Source organism: Pseudarthrobacter chlorophenolicus (assembly GCF_000962805.1).
GTDB lineage: Bacteria > Actinomycetota > Actinomycetes > Actinomycetales > Micrococcaceae > Arthrobacter > Arthrobacter chlorophenolicus_A.
This window is the reverse complement of record NZ_JZTW01000007.1, coordinates 18,621-35,365: the sequence shown is the minus strand read 5'-3', so window position 1 is coordinate 35,365 and position 16,745 is coordinate 18,621. Positions and strand designations below refer to the sequence as shown.

Sequence of the window (16,745 nt, the reverse complement as noted above, 5' to 3'; positions counted from 1 at the left end):
CATGGCCCTCCTGGACAGACTGCCCCAGCACCTTTTCACCGCACGCGGGTGGGGCATGCTTGCCGCCGGAGGCTTCTCCCTCGCCGCCGCCCAGATCATGGGACGCAGGGACCTACTGACCCTCAGCATCCTGCTGCTGGTCCTCCCTTTGGTTTCGCTGGCCGGTATCCGGCTGGTGAAGCCCCGCTTCCGGGTGTACCGGGAGTTCCATCCTTCGCCGGTGGAAACGTCCGCCCCCACCACCGTGCGCCTTGCCGTGGCGCGGACAGGTGCAGGCACCGGCCGGGCCAGCATGGAAGAACGCCTGCCGCCGCGGTTCGGTTCTTCGCCCGCGTTCCGGTTTCCCTCCCGAACGGCCTCCGGCGGTACCAGCCGCTATGAATACCACCTGCGTTCGGAGCAGCGCGGCCAATTCCGCATTGGACCGGTCACCGCTGAGTTTACGGACCCGTTCGGGCTGTCGCTGCACCGCCAGTCCATCGACGACGGCGACATGCTCACCGTGACGCCGGCCGCCGTCGTACTGCCCGTTACCGGCCTGGCCGGCGCCCGCGGGAACGACGGAGTGACCGCTACCAGGACCCGCGCCAACCCCAGCGACGACGACGTCATGACGCGCGAATACCGGCACGGCGACCCCATGCGAAGGGTCCACTGGGCAGCCACCGCCCGGCACGGCTCGCTGATGGTCCGCCAGGAGGAATCCGTCACGACGCCGGAGGCCACGATTATCCTGGACCACCGGTTCGGGGCATTCTCCAGCGGTTCCACCGCAGCGGCCGGCCCGGCCGGCCAAGCCGGCCAGGACGGGCATTCCATGCTGACCAGCCGGACGTTCGAATGGTCAGTGGTGGCGGCAATGTCCGTCAGCGCGCACCTCGCCGAGCGGAATTACGGCCTGCGCCTCCTGGACGTCCGCGGCGAGCCCGCCTTCCTGCACTCGCCCTCGGCGCCGGAACCTGAGTCAGAGGAATACGGCGGTGCGTCAGGGCTGCAGTCCATCGCAGAGAGCCTCGCCGCCATCCAGCTGTCAGGGCCGCACCATACCCGGTCCAACAGCAGGCTCCGGCTGCCCGACGGCCCGGGTTCCGCCCCGGCACTGCTGCGCCCCCGCAGCCGCAATGGCCAGGATGCGGGACCGGCCGCATTCGACGACACGCTCATGGACAAGCTGTCCGCGCACCGCATGCGAGGGCCACTGATTGCGGTCCTGGGCCGCATTTCGCCTGAAGAGGCAATTGCCCTGGCCCCCGCAGCCAGTTACGGCACCAACGCCTTTGCCATCATCGTGGCTGAGAAACCCGAAGACTTCTCCCCCGCGCTGGAGACCCTGCGTCAGGGGGGATGGCGCGCCATTGCCGTACCGGCCTCCGCAGGCACCGCAGCCGCCTGGCGGTCGTTTGACCAGGACGTGCCGTTGCCCACGCCGACCAGCGACCCCGGCCGCGGCACGGGGGTGATCCGATGACCATGGCGCCGGCCCGGACTCCGGGAACCGGTACCCAGTCCACACCGGCTGCCGGTACAAGGCCCGTCCGCGTGGGCGCCTACCCCTGGGCTATGGCCGCAGCCATCGTGCTGGCGGTCTGCGGGGCTGCCCTGTCCCTGAACGGGGTCCTGCGTGGCTGGGCCTGGTATTGGCCGGTGGCCACCACCGTTGGCGCCGTGAGCTTTACCCTCGCCGGGCTTCGGGCACTGCGCGCAGCGCCGCTGCTGGTCACAGCAGGCGGTTTCCTCTCGCTCGGGGCGATCCTCACACTGACGTTCTTCCGCGGTTCAAGCATTCTGGGGGTGATTCCCAGCGCCGCGACGTTCTCCGACGTCAACCAGCTGATCCGCCGTGCCAGCGAAACCGTACTGTCGGAGACGGCCCCCGTTGCGCCCAACGTGGGCATCGTCATGGTGATCTGCGCCGTCCTTGGACTGGCGGTGATCCTGGTGGATGCCCTGGCCGTCCCGCTCGGCATGCCGGCGGCCACCGGCATGGGGCTGCTGGCAATCCTGGTGGTACCGGCAATGATCAAGCCGCAAAGCGTCGGTTTCTGGGGATTCAATGCAACGGTGGCCGGTTACCTGATGATCCTGGCCTGCAGCCAGTGGTTTGCCCCCGACTTCCGCAGCCAGGGCGGGACTGCACGGAACCCGGGGCAGCTTCGCCGGGCAGCCCTCACCGGCGCCGTGGCGCTGACCGCCACCCTGGTAGTCCCGCTGGCTGTCCCGGGCTTCGACCAGGGCACCTTTCCGCAGGGCTCACGGCTCAACCCGTGGGGAACCGGAACCGGCCTGAATCCCATGATCACGCTGGGCAACAGCCTGCGGACACCGGATGGCAGCGGCCGGATCACCTACGCCACCAGTTCCACCGCTCCCCTGTATCTGAGGTCCGTCACGGTGGACCATTTCGACGGCGAGTCCTGGGGACCGGATGACCGTACTGCATCACGGCTCCCGCTGGGCGGACAGATCGATCCCGGCTATGCGGTCCTCGCCGACGAACAGCAGCAGGTAACGGCCATTGATACCGGTACGTTCAGCAGTCCGTACCTCCCGGCCCCCTATGCCCCGGAAACCGTCCGCGGCCTCAACGGCCGGTGGACCTGGGACCCTTCGACATTGAGCATCAAGGGCTCCGACGCCACAGCGTCCCGGCGCCAGGAGTACGTGGTGACATCGTCGGTGCCCAATCTGACGGCTGCGTTGCTGGAGCAGTCTTCCGCTCCGGCGCGGGACGTTCCGGACGACTTCACGCGGATCCCCGGAAACGTGCCGGAGATCGTCCGGACCACCGCCGGGCGCGTGGCCGGGGCCGGCGCCACGCCGTATGAGAAGGCCATGGCCATCCAGCGCTACCTGCGCTCGTCTGAGTTCACGTATTCCCTGCAGTCGCCTGTGCAGGGCGGCTATGACGGCAACGGATTGTCAGTCCTGTCCGACTTTTTGGAGCAGAAGAGCGGATACTGCATCCACTATGCCTCGGCAATGGCGGTGATGGCGCGGCTGGAAGGGATCCCCAGCCGGATCGCGGTGGGGTATGCGCCGGGGAGGCTCACCGGTGCCACGGTAACCGTGGCCGGCCAGGGCGAGCTTTCGGAGTACGAGGTGGACGCGCGGGATGCGCATGCCTGGCCGGAACTGTATTTCCAGGGTCTGGGCTGGGTGCCGTTCGAGCCCACGCCGTCCCGTGGCGTGGTTCCGGGCTATGCCAGCGAAACCTCGTCCCCTCCAGCGCCGGGCTCCGTTGAGAACAATGATGACCTCGTCCCCGATCCCGCCCCGGCTCCGACACCGGCTCCCAGTGCCACCCCGGTGCCGGCCCCGGGCGTGGGCGGCGGAAGCACTGACGCCGGCGCGCAGGTGCTCCCATGGCTGCTGGGAACGGGTGGCGTTCTGGGCTTGTTCCTGCTTGCGGCGTCGCCGCGGCTGGTACGCACGGGAATCCGTGCGCGGCGCCTCCGGCCGAGGAACGCCGCCGATGCCGTTCCGTTGGCATGGAGCGAGCTGCTGGACCTGGGCCGGGACTACGGGCTCCCGGCCGGCACCAGTGAATCACCGCGCGCCTATGCGTCGCGCCTCCGCACTTCGCTGTTGGGCGAGCCAAACGGCATGGAGGAGGCGGCGCACCATGCCGTTGCCGCCGTCACGGCGGCTTTCGAACGGCGCAGGTACGGCCGGCCGCCGGAACCTTCTGACGATCCCCTGGGACCCGACGCCGGTTCGCCCGGGCCAGGCCGCGCTGCGGGCTTGCATGGTGCCGCCGCAGCGCCCGGACAGTTGGGGCCCCTTGAGGATTCACTGCGGGCCAACGCAACATTGCTGCAGCGGTGGCGGGCCCGGTGGCTGCCGCCTTCCGTCATGGGCCGCCTGGGCAGGCTCGCCGCCGCTCCGGTCCGGCTCGCGGGCCGCGCGTTGACACGACGCGCGGAGATCAGCAAAGAAGCCGCCGTGCGCGCCCGGCCGGCCGGGCCGGGGCGGACTGCGCACGGCGGCTTCCATGAGCAGGAAGGCAGCTGACTGCGGCGATCCCGCCGCGTTCGCCGGCCCTCCTGCCGGAGTTGGAGATCAGCCAGCGTAGGGGTCGGCGATTCCGATGTACTGGGTGTAAAGGTACTCCTCGATGCCTTCGAGCCCGCCTTCGCGGCCCAGCCCGGACTGCTTGACGCCCCCAAACGGTGCCGCGGCGTTGGAAATCACGCCGGCGTTCAGGCCGAGCATGCCGGTTTCGAGGCGTTCACCCATCCGGATGCCCCGGTTGAGGTCCTTGGTGAAGACGTACGCCACCAGGCCATATTCGGTGTTGTTGGCCAGGCGCACAGCGTCGTCCTCACTGGAGAACGTGATAATGGGGGCCACCGGGCCGAAGATCTCTTCCGACAGGATCCGGGTGCCCTCGGTGACGCCGGCGAGGATGGTGGGCTGGTAGAAGTAGCCCGGGCCGTCTACCGGCGCGCCGCCCAGGACCGCCTTAGCGCCGGAGGCAACGGCGTCGGAAACCAGTTCGTGAACCTTGTCCCGGCTCTTGGCATCGATCAGCGGGCCCACCTTGGACTCGGGCTCGGTGCCCCGGGCCGTGGTCATCTCCTTCATCTTCGCGGCGAACTTCTCCGCGAATTCAGTGGCAACGGATTCGTGCACGATGAACCGGTTGGCAGCGGTGCAGGCCTCGCCCATGTTGCGCAGTTTGGCCAGCATTGCACCGGCGACGGCCGCGTCCAGGTCGGCATCCTCGAAGACGACGAACGGGGCATTGCCGCCGAGCTCCATCGAGGTCCGCAGCACGGTTTCCGACGCATCGGAAAGCAGCCGGCGGCCCACTTCGGTGGACCCGGTGAAGGAAAGCTTCCGCAGCCGGGCATCCTTGATCAGCGGACCGGTGGTGGCACCGGCGGTGGAGGTCGGAATGACGTTCAGGACACCGGCGGGCAGCCCGGCTTCCTGCATCACGGCTGCGAACAGCTGCGACGTCAGCGGCGTCAGGTTGGCCGATTTCAGGACCATGGTGCAACCGGCGGCAACGGCCGGTGCGATCTTGCGGGTGGCCATGGCCAGCGGGAAGTTCCAGGGCGTGATCAGCAGGCACGGGCCAACGGGCTTCTTGGTTACCAGCAGCCGAGATTTGCCGTCCGGGGCCACAGAGTAGCGGCCGAACGCGCGGACAGCTTCCTCGGAGAACCAGCGCAGGAACTCTGCACCGTAGGTGACCTCGCCGCGGGCCTCGGCCAAGGGCTTGCCCATCTCCATGGTCATCAGCAGCGCGAAGTCCTCGGCGCGCTCAGTCACAAGCTCGAAAGCCCGGCGCAGGATCTCCCCACGCTCCCGCGGCGGAACCTTTGCCCAGGATTCCTGCGCAGCCACCGCGGCGTCCAGGGCCGCGGCACCATCCTCGGCGCGGGCGTCGGCAATGCTCAGCAGCACCTTGCCGGTGGCTGGGTCCTCGACGTCGAACGTCTTGCCGGAAGCGGCGTCACGCCACTCGCCATTGATCAGCAAACCGGTGGGAACGGAGGCCAGAAGCCGGCTTTCACGGTCGGCGGTAACAGCAGTCTGTGCAGTAACAGTCACGATGACTCCCTCGTCAGTAGGGTTGTGGCGGCCGTGGGTGTCCTGCCGTAGCGGCGGAGCGTCGGAGGCCGATTAACTGTCACACTACTGCGGGCACGGAGGAGGGTCTACGCTCCGGCGCACTGCCCAATCACGGGTTTACTGTGCAGCTGCACAGCAATTTCCAGCCATTGTCCGGACGGGTTCAAGGGTGCCCTCAGCGGGCGGCAAGGACGGCCGAATACAGCTCGCGTTTGCTGACCCTGACGTCCTCCGCAACCGCGGCCACGGCTTCCTTGAGCCTGATGCCCTGGGCCACCAGTTCGTTCACCGCCGCCACGTGGTCCTCCGGCGTACCGGCGGCCTGCTCCGGCGCGCCACCGAGGACTACGGCAATCTCCCCGCGGACCTCGTTGCTTTCGGCCCAGTGCAGGAGCTCGTCGAGGGAGCCCCGAATCACTTCCTCATATGTCTTGGTCAGCTCACGGCAAACGGCGACGGGCCGGTCCGGGCCGAAACGCTCACGCAGCGCGCGGAGCATGGCCTCAAGCCGGTGCGGCGCCTCGAAAAACACCATGGTCCGGCGCTCACCGGCGAGGTCTGCCAGCCGGCCGGCGCGTTCACCGGCTTTCCGCGGCAGGAACCCCTCAAAGCAGAACCTGTCGGTCGGCAGGCCGGACAGCGCCAAGGCAGTCAGGACGGCGGACGGGCCGGGGACGGCGGTGACCGTCAATCCGGCGGCAACGGCGCCCTTCACAAGCCGGAAACCAGGATCGGAAACAGACGGCATCCCCGCGTCGGTCACCATCACCAGGGTGCTGCCCGTCCTGACCTGGTCGAGGAGTTCCGCGGTCCGGGTCGCTTCGTTGTGTTCGTGGTAGCTGATGATCCTTCCGGCCACAGTGACTCCGAGGCTCTGGACCAGGCGGTGCAGGCGACGGGTATCCTCCGCGGCAACAATGTCCGCTGTCCCAAGGAGCTCAACCAGGCGGGCGGAGGCATCGCCGACATTTCCGATGGGCGTGGCGGCAAGGACAATGCGGCCGGGAGTCGCAGGGCTGGCGGCGGGAGAGGTGTTGGGGGAAGAATCCACGCCACCAGCCTACTGCTGGGAAGGACTGCCAGCCGCAAAAGGTAGCATGGGGCTCGTGACGCAGACCTCGACGCGGCGGCCGGGAGCCGGAGAATCCGGAGCCGGACAACCCGCTCCCGCGGCGTCTGCAGGCATCCATTCCGAGGTTGCGGAGCAGGGTCCGCGCCGGTTGGGGCGCGGCAGGTACAGGCCGTGGGTGGTCCGGCCGGAGGAAGCCTTCAGCCCCGACGGACTCCGCGAGCGCCTGCTGGGCAACGCCCGGTCATGGCGGGAGTACCCGCCCTCCCTGCGGATCTGGTTCGTCCTGGTGCCCGTCTTCACGGCGGTGGTGGCGGGCATCCTCCGCTTCGTCCGCCTGGACGCCCCGCACAAGCTGGTCTTCGACGAGACCTACTACGTCAAGGATGCCTACTCCTACCTCATCAGCGGCTATGAGCGCAGCTGGCCGGACAAGGCGAACGATTCCTTCAACGCCGGCAACCCGGCTGTCCTGCTGAACTCGCCCGAATACGTGGTCCATCCGCCGGTGGGCAAGTGGATGATCGCCGCGGGTATGGCGCTTTTCGGCTCGGACAATCCCTTCGGCTGGCGCTTCGCGGCGGCCCTGACCGGTACCCTGTCGGTCCTGCTGGTCTCGCTCATCGCGCTCAAGCTCTTCAGGTCCCTTCCACTGGCTGGAGCCGCAGGCTTGCTCCTGGCGGTGGACGGCCATCACCTGGTCATGTCCCGCACCTCATTGCTGGACATCTTCCTGATGTTCTGGGTCCTGGCGGCTTTCGGGGCGCTCCTGATGGACCGTGACGATGGCCGGCGGAGGCTCGCAGCCCGGCTGGCCGCTGCCGCGGCACGCAATGGCGGGCGTCCGCCGATGGCAGAACTGCTGTCCGGCCCGTGGCTTGGCGTCCGCTGGTGGCGGATCACGGCCGGTGTGTGTCTTGGACTGGCGGTCGGTACCAAGTGGTCCGGTCTGTTCTTCCTGGCGGGTTTCGGCCTGCTCACCGTCTTCTGGGACCTGAATGCGCGGCGGGTGGCGGGCATCCGGGGCTGGGTCAGCGGCGGAATCATCAAGGACGGCCTTCCCGCTTTCGTCAGCACTGTCCCTGTGGCAGCCGCCGTGTATTCGCTGACATGGATTGGCTGGTTCCGGTCCGACAATGGCTACTTCCGCCACTGGGCAGAAAACAACCCCTCCGCAACGTGGGGCTGGTTGCCGGACGCTGTGCGGTCGCTCGCCCACTACCACCAGGAGGCGTACACCTTCCATCAGGGCCTGAGTTCCGAGCACCCGTACGAGGCAAGCGCCTGGAGCTGGCTGGTACTGGGCCGGCCGACGTCGTTCTTCTATGAATCCCCCCAGCAGGGCACCCCCGGCTGCGACGTCGACAAGTGCACCTCGGCCATCCTGTCCGTGGGCAACCCACTGATCTGGTGGGCTGCGGCCATCTCCCTGGTGATCCTGCTGTTCTGGTGGGCAGGCAGGCGTGACTGGCGCGCCGGCGCCATACTGGCCGGCGTGGCCGCGGGATACCTGCCGTGGTTCATGTACCCGGACCGGACCATGTTCTATTTCTACGCTGTGTCCTTCGAGCCGTTCCTGGTACTGGCCCTTGCCTACTGCCTGGGCCTCGTCCTCGGCAGGGCATCCGATCCGCCGTGGCGGCGCCGCTCGGGGCTGTACCTCGTGGCCCTGTTCGTGGCGGCAGCCATCATGCTGTCGGCCTTCTTCTACCCCATATGGGCGGCGGAGGTCATCCCCTACGACGCGTGGAAGGTCCGCATGTGGATGCCGTCGTGGATCTAGGGCAGGATGGCATCAGACCCCAATGGACCGCCGCTGCCGCGGCTTGGCTGCGGAACGGAGACCTGTTGTGAGAGAAGCAAGCACTGAACTGTTGGTCGGGCTGGACGCCGCCAGCAACGTGACCGACCTTTTGCTGGAACGGCACGCCGCCAACCCTGCCCATGCGCTATACCGGCGCAAAGGGCCCAACGGGTGGGTGGATGTACCGGCCGGGAAGTTCCTGCAGGACGTCAGCGCCCTGGCCAAGGGGCTGATCGCCGGCGGTCTCGAGCCGGGCGACACTGTCGCCGTCATGTCGGCCACCTCCTACGAGTGGACCCTGGTGGATTTCGCCATCTGGTTCGCCGGCGGAGTGACCGTACCCATCTACGAAACGTCTTCAGCCAGCCAGGTGGACTGGATCCTCCGCGATGCCGGAGCGCGCCGCGTCTTTGTCCAGGACCAGGCCACGGCTGAACTTGTCAGCGGCGTGGTGGCCGGCTCGGCTACGCTCCGGGACCGTTTGGTCCACGTCATACGCATGGATTACGACGGCGAAGCACCGCACCTCGCCAGCGTTGCGGCTGCGGGCGCGGGCGTCAGCGACGCCGAACTCGAACGGCAGCGGAGCACGGCTGGGCTCGACGACGTCGCGTCCCTGGTCTACACCTCGGGCACCACGGGCAGCCCCAAAGGCTGCGAGATCACCCACGGCAACTTCGCGCTGGTGGCCCGGAACATCGTGGCCTTCCTGCCGGAGCTCCTGGTCCAGGACCAATCCCGGACCCTGATGTTCCTGCCGCTGGCCCACGTCCTGGCCCGGGCGGTGCAGGTGGTCTGCCTCGCCGCAGGGGCCACCCTGGGACACACTCCCGGCGCCGCGCAGCTGTTGGAGGACCTGGGAACGTTCCGGCCTACCTTCCTGCTGGTGGTCCCCCGGATCTTCGAAAAGGTCAGGGCCACCGCCGCCCACAAGGCGGCACTGGCCGGAAAGAGCCGGCTCTTCCAGGCGGCCGCGGCGGCGGCGATCTCCTACTCCACCGAACAGGACCGGCAAAGCCGCGGCGAGGGGCCTGGGCCCGGGTTCGTCCTGCGGGTCCGGCACGGACTTTTCGACCGGCTGCTCTATCCCCGGCTGCGGCAGGCGTTGGGCGGCCAGGTGGGTTACACCGTGTCCGGAGCGAGCCACCTTTCGCTGGAGGACGCACATTTCTTCCGCGGCGCCGGGATCCCGGTGCTGGAAGGGTACGGCCTGACCGAAACCACCGCGCCCTGCACAGCGAACACCCCCACCAGGACGCGCGTCGGGTCCGTCGGCATCCCGATTCCGGGCACCACCATCCGGGTGGCCCAGGACGGTGAAATCCTGGTCAAAGGCATTGGCGTCTTCAAGGGCTACCACAACAATCCGCAGGCTAATGCCGAGGCGTTCGTGGATGGTTTCTTCCGCACCGGCGACCTCGGCGTGCTGGACCCCGACGGCTTCCTGACAGTCACGGGCCGGAAGAAAGACATCCTGGTCACTGCCGGCGGAAAGAACGTCGCCCCCGGGCCCCTCGAAGACACCATCAGGGCACACCAGCTGGTGGGCCACGCCGTAGTGGTGGGCGATGGCCAAAAGTTCGTGTCCGCGCTGATCACACTGGACCCTGACGGGCTGGCCGACTGGAGGTCGGAACGCGGGCTTCAGCCCCTGGAGCGCCAGGCCGCCATCACCGATGCCGAGGTCCTTGCGGCCGTCCAGGAAGCGGTGGACCAAGCCAACCTTTCGGTCTCAAAAGCCGAATCCATCCGCCGGTTCACGCTCCTGGACACGGAATTCACGGTGGAATCCGGCCACCTCACGCCGTCGCTGAAACTGAAGCGGTCCGCCGTCCTCAGCGATTTCGACGCCGAGGTGGCCAAGCTTTACGCCTGAGCGGCCTCCGGGGTTTCCTCGGCCGCCTGCGCCACGCCGCGCCGGCGGCGGGTGGGCCAGGTGAGGATCAGGGTCACCAGCGACACGAGGAGCACCAGGCCCCCGATCACGATGCCTGCGTCCATCCAGAACTGGCCGGGGAACAGCCGGATCAGGGTGTCATCAAGGCTGAAGGTCCAGGATCCATCCGCAAAGAAGATCCGGTGGAACTCGGTGAAGAACTGCTGCCAGCCCAGGAACGCCAGGGTGCCCAGTCCCAGGATGAGGACCAGCGTGACAATGGAGCCCGCAAAGAGGCCCCGCCGGACTCCCCCGGTGCTGCGCTTGCGCAAATACAGGACAGCAATGACGCCCAGGACCAACAGCAGGGTACCGGCTCCGAAGGTGGAAAGGATCACGGCCTTGACATCCGCCATGTGGCTGACTTCGCCGTCCTTGAACAGTTTGTCGCCGCTGCGGTGCACCAGGTCCCCGAGATAGCGCGGACCGGCCCAGTTGCTGAGGTAATCCACGGCGTAGGAGCCGTAGGTCATCCTGTCGTCCGTGCTGAACCCGTAGCCGTCGCCGGGAAACCCGGGGCGGTTGTATTCGATCCACAGGAACAACGGGCTGGTGACCGCTCGGACGGCGAGCACCAGCAGGACCACCGGGAAGAAGACGGCAAGGAGGACCTGCATGACCCGCGGTGCTACGGGCTTGGCGTTGGCCGCGCTCTCACGCTCGGCGTTGCGCCGCGCCACTTCCTCTTCGGGTGGGCGGACTGACAGCGAGGACGTGGGGAGAGGTTCGCGGAACGTCCCGTCGTCGCCCTTCCCGGAAAGCTTGCCGTTGTCAGGCTGTGCTGCGGCGGAATGCGCTGCAGCAGAAGATCCTGCGGCGGACATCCCGGCGGCAGGAGACCGATCGGTTGCGGTTTTTTGGGCGGCTGGTTCGTCGGCAGCCTCCGCGGCGCGGCGGCCGGACCTGCTGTCCGGCTGCTGGTCCAGGGGCGCGGCCGCCCCTTCCGTGACGGTCCCGTCCCCGGTGTGTACCGCGGTGCGCTCCGATGCCGGGGTTTCCTTGCCGGTGCCATCATTGACGGGGCGCTCCCGCGAGGTGCTGTCCTTGTCGGTGTCTCCGCTGTCCGCAGCCATCCAGGAGAAGGCGGGCTCATCCGAGTCTCCTGACGTATCCAGGAAAGGTTCGGGCTGCGGCTGGGCGTTTTTGGCGCGGGCCGGTGTCTCGTCTTTCACAACAGCGTCACTTCCGTTGGGGTGTCCGCGCCGCGCTGGGATAGGCCGGCGCGCTTCATCTGGTGTCGAGCCTACCGCCCGCTCCTTGACGCGGGCGAGGAACCACCCCGGAGCAATTACAACGATTCAGGCAGCGATCTCCGTGTAGCCTGCATCCTCGCGGCGCAGGTCGCCCCGCTCCCCCGCCAGGTAGGCACGGCGGCCCCATACCAGGGTGTACGTCCAGTAGCAGGCCAGCACGGCGGCGCCGATGGCAATCTTCGCCCAGACTGGAAGCGGGCTGGGGGTGACGAAGCCTTCCACGAGGCCGGACACGAAGAGCACCAGGACCAGCCCCAGCGCCACGGTGACCAAGGACCGGCCTTCCTCCGCCACGGCCCGCAGCCTGGTTCTTGGCCCCGGCGACACCATGGCCCAGAAGATCCGCAGGCCCGCGGCACAGGCAATGAAGACGGCGGTGAGTTCCATCAGGCCGTGCGGAAGGATGTAGCTGAAAAAGACGTCCGATTTGCCCGCAGCGGCAAAGATACCGGCCGTCACACCGACGCCTTGGGCATTGGTGAAGAGGATGATGGGCACCCACACGCCGGTGATGCCCAGTGCAACAGCCTGGGCGCTGATCCAGGCGTTGTTGGTCCACACCGCCCCCGCGAAGGAGGCAGCAGGGTTCTCCGAGTAGTAATCAATGAAGTCTTCTTCGACGTACTGCTTGGCTGCAGCCTCGGACGCCACGGCCCGCAGGGCCTCGGGCGACGTTCCGATCCAGATTGCGTAGGCGGCGCCAATGACGAGGAAGGCAGCCCCGCAGGCAACGGTCAGCCACGCCAGGCGATAGAACGCTGCCGGCAGCGCGAGGACGAAGAACCGTTCCAGGTCTGCCATCGGGTTTGACCGCGCACCGGTGAACCGTGTCCGTGCCTGCGCCAGTGTGGCTGACAGCGATGCGGACAGGCCGCTTTCCGGAGCTACCGAACGTAAAAGGGACAGGTGGGCGGACGTTGCCTGGTAAAGGGCAAGCAACTCATCGGCCTCCGGCCCGCTGAGCTTTCCCTTGTGGGCAAGCTCGTGCAGCCGCGACCACTTGTCCGCGTTGACGGCGGAGAAGGCGTCCATATCCACGGCACCAGCCTAGCGGCACCGCACTAGACTTTGACCGACTGCAGCATAGGCCTAAGGGAAACGGATACGCACGTGGGTTCGATCATCACCGGTGAGGCCGTGGTCCTGGAGCTGCGCCCTGCCTCCTTCGCGGCCCGCGCCTTGGGACTGTTCCTCGACGTCCTCTTCAACCTGGTCCTGCTGGTGGTTATCCTGATCGGCCTCGCCACCGCCGGTGAAGGCTTGGATGAGTCCGCCATGCGCGCGCTGGTCCTGTGCAGCGTGGTCTTCTGCCTGGTGATTGTCCCGGTGGGGCTGGAAACACTGAGCCGCGGCCTGTCCCTGGGCAAACTGGCCGCAGGCCTCCGGGTGGTACGGGACGACGGCGGCGCAATCCGCTTCCGGCACGCCCTGATCCGCGGACTGGCCGGCTTCCTCGAGGTCTACCTGACGTTCGGCGGCCTGGCTCTTGCCGTGGCACTCTTCAATGACAAGTCGCGGCGGCTGGGCGACCTGATGGCGGGTACCTACGCAGTCCGTACCCGGGTGGCTGCCGAGCGGCCGGTCCCGGTCTCCATCCCGCCAGGCCTGCACGCCTGGGCCAGGACGGCCGATATCGGCCGCATCCCGGATGCCACCGCACGCCGGGCGTCCCAGTTCATCCGGCAGGCGGCCAGGATGGCGCCGCTGTCCCGGGCAGGCATGGCCGCGTCAATCGCCACCGAACTCGCGGCCCATGTGGCACCCGGCCCGCCGCCGGGCACCGGCCCCGACGACTACCTTGCCGCCGTCGTAGCCGAGCGACGGAACCGGGAACTCACCAAGCTGACCCGGCAGCGCCAGCGGACCACGAAGGTTGGCGAGCGGCTGCAGCGGCTGCCCTTCGGCAGGTGACCTCAGTTGTCGTACTCGGCCCAGGGGATGTTCCAGTCGCCGTACCCGTCATCGTGGGCGGCGTAGTCACCCTCGGTATTGATGATGTTGACCACGTCACCGGTGCCCATGTTGTCAAAGACCCAGGCGGCGCCGTCGGGGGCGAACCCGATGCAGCCATGCGAGACGTTGGTATTGCCGATGTACGGGAAGGCTGATTCAAGCGCCTGGTGGATGTAGGCCCCGCTGAGCGTCAGCCTGATGGTGTACTCCACATCCACGTCACCGTAGTAGGCCGGGTCGCCGGGTTTCAGTCCAATGCTGGACGCGCGGAAGTGGTCGAACCTGTTCTTCTCCATAAGGACGCCGTAGCCGCGGGCTGAAGGGAACCGCTTGTCGCCCATGCTGACGGGCAGGGTCTTCACCGGCTGGTCGTTGACGCTGAGGGTGAAGGTGTGGGCGGTGGCGTCAGCCACGGCTACTTTCTTATCCCCAATGTTGACCTTGACTTTTTTGTCGAAGTTGGCGATCTGGCCGTTGCCCAGGTCTACGCCGAACATCTGCATGTCCATGGTGACGGTGGAGTTCGCGGCCCAGAAGTTTTCCGCCCGGTACCGGACCATCTTGTCGCTGTACCAGTGGAAGGCCCCCACCTGCCCGGCGCTGCTGGTGATCTTGATGGCCTTCTCTACGGCGTCGCGGTTGAGCACCGGTTCGCTGAAGATGATCTGAAGCGGCTGGCCCACACCCACCTTCATGCCGTCCAGCGGGTACACGGCGGCGTCAGCCTCGTGCGAGCTGGAGACGGTGCTGAACTGCTGGGTGGTGCTCGTTTCGCGTCCCGCGCCGTCCTTCACCACGAATGTGTAGCTGTAGTCGGTGTTGAACTTCAGCGGCGCCGTGGCGGTCCATCCGGTGCCGGCAGGGTCGATGCTGCCGTCCACCTTTTCGCCGGCGGTGCTGGTCAGCGCTACTCGCTCAATGGTGCCGTTGCTGACCTTCAACGACACGGGGGCAGCGGGGTTGACCTGCTTGGCGCCGTTGGCAGGAGAAGCCTCGGACTTCACCGCAGCAACCACCGGTGAGGCGATGCCGGGAGACGTCCGGGTAGCGGATCCGGCTTCCGATTCCAGGTCCCCGCCGGCGAGGCCGGGAGCGACGGCGGCGAACACACCGCCGGCAGCCGCGAGGATGCACACCACGGCGATGATGAGCATCTTCTTGAGGGACCGGGGACGGCGGGGCTGGACTTCAGGCTCCATGATCAGATCCTAGGCGCTGGAAGTAACGGCCCGGGCGCGGAGGGCGCCCGGGCACCTTACTTCTTGGTAACGGCTTGTTGGCGGCGGCTTTCTAGTACCGGTAGTGCTCGGGCTTGTACGGGCCGGCGGCGTCGATGTCCAGGTAGGCAGCCTGTTCCTTGGTCAGCTCGGTCAGTTGCGCACCGAGGGCGTCCAGGTGCAGCCGCGCCACTTTCTCGTCGAGGATCTTCGGCAGCACGTAGACCTGCTTTTCGTACTCGCGTTCGCCTTCCGGCTGGCCGGCCTTGGTGAACAGTTCGATCTGCGCGATGGTCTGGTTGGCGAAGGAGTTGCTCATCACGAAGGAGGGGTGCCCGGTGGCGTTTCCGAGGTTCAGCAGACGGCCTTCGGACAGGACGATGATGGACTTCTCCGCGTCCGTTCCCTCGTCGAGGACCCACTCGTGGACCTGCGGCTTGATCTCGACCTTCTTGATGCCGGGGATCCGTGCCAGGCCGGCCATGTCGATCTCGTTGTCGAAGTGACCGATGTTGCCCACAATCGCCTTGTCGCGCATCCCGGCCATGTGCTCGGCCATGATGACGTCCTTGTTGCCGGTGGTGGTGATGAAGATGTGGCCTTCTGCCAGGACGCTCTCCAGCGTGGCCACCTGGTAGCCGTCCATCGCCGCCTGCAGCGCGCAGATCGGGTCGATTTCGGTGACGATCACGCGCGAGCCCTGGCCGCGGAACGCCTCCGCGGCGCCCTTGCCGACGTCGCCGTAGCCGCAGACGACGGCGACCTTGCCGCCCATCAGTACATCCGTGGCGCGGTTGATGCCGTCGGGGAGCGAGTGGCGGATGCCGTACTTGTTGTCGAACTTGCTCTTGGTGACCGAGTCGTTGACGTTGATCGCCGGGAACAGCAGCTTGCCCTGTTCGGCGAGCTGGTAGAGGCGGTGCACGCCGGTCGTAGTCTCCTCGGTGACCCCCAGCAGGCGCGAGCCAACCCGGGTCCACTTCTGCGGGTCCTTCTGCAGCGAGGCGCGCAGCACCTCAAGGAAGACCCGCCCCTCTTCGGATTCGTCGTCCGCTGCGGCCGGCACGGCGCCGAGGGCTTCGAATTCAGCACCCTTGTGCACCAGCATGGTGGCGTCGCCGCCGTCGTCGAGGATCATGTTGGGACCAAGCTCCGGGTTTGTCTCGGCACCCGGCCAGGTGAGGATCTGCTCGGCGGTCCACCAGTATTCCTCAAGCGTCTCTCCCTTCCAGGCGAAAACGGGGACACCCTGGGGATCTTCCACCGTGCCCTTGCCCACGACGACGGCTGCCGCGGCCTCGTCCTGGGTGGAGAAGATGTTGCAGGACGCCCACCGGACGTCCGCACCGAGCGCCGTGAGGGTTTCGATCAGCACGGCGGTCTGTACCGTCATGTGCAGGGAGCCGGCGATCCGGGCGCCCTTCAGCGGCTGGCTGGCGCCGAATTCCTCGCGGAGCGACATCAGGCCGGGCATCTCGTGCTCGGCCAGGCGGATCTGGTGCCTGCCGGCCTCCGCCAGGGAGATGTCGGCAACTTTGTAATCGAAGGTCATGGATGGTCCTTTGCTGTGTCCGGGAAAATCATGAACAGGCCGCATCAGCGTTTCCGGAGGGCCTGGAAAAGGCAGTTGTTTCGTGGTCCGCAAGGGGCAAGGCTCCGAGGGTCATGCACCGGAGCCGGGCGGCTTAGCGGACTGCGCCCCCGGCGGGGTCGGAGTCGTGCTGGTCGGACCCGGCGGCCGTCGCGGCAGCCAGGAGTTCCGGGGGCAGGAGGAGGGGGATACCGTCTTCGATCGCGTAGCGTGGCTTCACGCCGTCAGCCCCCGCGGCCGTGGCCACCAGTTCCTCGCCTTCCTGCACCAGGGGCGAGCCCGTTACGGGACAACGCAGGACAGACAACAGTTCGGAACTGATTTTTGGCATATGGTTCAGGC

Annotated in this window: 12 protein-coding genes; 5 read left to right on the top strand and 7 right to left on the bottom strand. The window is 67.2% G+C overall.

The window, feature by feature from the left end:
• Position 1 precedes the first annotated feature (1 nt).
• Positions 2-1,468: a DUF58 domain-containing protein gene (locus UC32_RS08925; protein ID WP_045730882.1), complete on the top strand. Its 1,467-nt coding sequence runs from the start codon at positions 2-4 to the stop codon at positions 1,466-1,468.
• Complete coding sequence (locus tag UC32_RS08920; RefSeq protein ID WP_045730881.1) at positions 1,465-4,011, top strand: DUF3488 and transglutaminase-like domain-containing protein; 2,547 nt, start codon at positions 1,465-1,467, stop codon at positions 4,009-4,011. Before UC32_RS08925 ends, UC32_RS08920 begins: the two co-directional genes overlap by 4 nt.
• 48 nt (positions 4,012-4,059) lie before the next feature.
• On the opposite strand, the gene UC32_RS08915 is transcribed toward UC32_RS08920, so the two are convergent.
• Together UC32_RS08915 and rsmI are read right to left on the bottom strand one after the other, a co-directional pair.
• Positions 4,060-5,559 (bottom strand): NAD-dependent succinate-semialdehyde dehydrogenase, encoded by a 1,500-nt coding sequence (locus UC32_RS08915; RefSeq protein ID WP_045730880.1) that lies wholly within the window; start codon positions 5,557-5,559, stop codon positions 4,060-4,062.
• Positions 5,560-5,755: 196 nt separating this feature from the next.
• On the bottom strand, positions 5,756-6,631 hold the full coding sequence (gene rsmI, locus UC32_RS08910; RefSeq protein ID WP_045730879.1) for a 16S rRNA (cytidine(1402)-2'-O)-methyltransferase: 876 nt from the start codon (positions 6,629-6,631) through the stop codon (positions 5,756-5,758).
• A gap of 46 nt (positions 6,632-6,677) precedes the next feature.
• Between rsmI and UC32_RS08905 the strand changes: the two genes are divergently transcribed.
• Both UC32_RS08905 and UC32_RS08900 read left to right on the top strand, forming a co-directional pair.
• Positions 6,678-8,432: a dolichyl-phosphate-mannose--protein mannosyltransferase gene (locus UC32_RS08905; RefSeq protein ID WP_045730878.1), complete on the top strand. Its 1,755-nt coding sequence runs from the start codon at positions 6,678-6,680 to the stop codon at positions 8,430-8,432.
• Between the two features lie 67 nt (positions 8,433-8,499).
• Positions 8,500-10,329 (top strand): AMP-dependent synthetase/ligase, encoded by a 1,830-nt coding sequence (locus UC32_RS08900; RefSeq protein WP_045730877.1) that lies wholly within the window; start codon positions 8,500-8,502, stop codon positions 10,327-10,329.
• On the opposite strand, the gene UC32_RS08895 is transcribed toward UC32_RS08900, so the two are convergent.
• Both UC32_RS08895 and UC32_RS08890 read right to left on the bottom strand, forming a co-directional pair.
• A complete protein-coding gene (locus tag UC32_RS08895) occupies positions 10,320-11,561 on the bottom strand; it encodes a TIGR01906 family membrane protein (protein WP_045730876.1) in 1,242 nt (413 codons plus the stop codon). The two genes, UC32_RS08900 and UC32_RS08895, sit on opposite strands and share 10 nt — an antisense overlap.
• A gap of 126 nt (positions 11,562-11,687) precedes the next feature.
• Positions 11,688-12,680 (bottom strand): stage II sporulation protein M, encoded by a 993-nt coding sequence (locus UC32_RS08890; protein WP_200896356.1) that lies wholly within the window; start codon positions 12,678-12,680, stop codon positions 11,688-11,690.
• 72 nt (positions 12,681-12,752) lie between these two features.
• Between UC32_RS08890 and UC32_RS08885 the strand changes: the two genes are divergently transcribed.
• Entirely contained in the window at positions 12,753-13,553 is an 801-nt protein-coding gene (locus tag UC32_RS08885) for an RDD family protein (protein ID WP_045730874.1), read from the top strand.
• 2 nt (positions 13,554-13,555) lie between these two features.
• On the opposite strand, the gene UC32_RS08880 is transcribed toward UC32_RS08885, so the two are convergent.
• From UC32_RS08880 to UC32_RS08870, 3 genes are all read right to left on the bottom strand, one after another.
• Positions 13,556-14,794 (bottom strand): L,D-transpeptidase, encoded by a 1,239-nt coding sequence (locus tag UC32_RS08880; protein WP_045730873.1) that lies wholly within the window; start codon positions 14,792-14,794, stop codon positions 13,556-13,558.
• A 91-nt stretch (positions 14,795-14,885) separates the two neighbouring features.
• Positions 14,886-16,364: an adenosylhomocysteinase gene (gene ahcY, locus UC32_RS08875; protein WP_015936483.1), complete on the bottom strand. Its 1,479-nt coding sequence runs from the start codon at positions 16,362-16,364 to the stop codon at positions 14,886-14,888.
• Between the two features lie 133 nt (positions 16,365-16,497).
• The gene (locus UC32_RS08870) at positions 16,498-16,734 is read right to left on the bottom strand and encodes a Trm112 family protein (RefSeq protein ID WP_045730872.1); all 237 of its coding nucleotides are present in this window, start codon (positions 16,732-16,734) and stop codon (positions 16,498-16,500) included.
• Between the last annotated feature and the right edge of the window lie 11 nt (positions 16,735-16,745).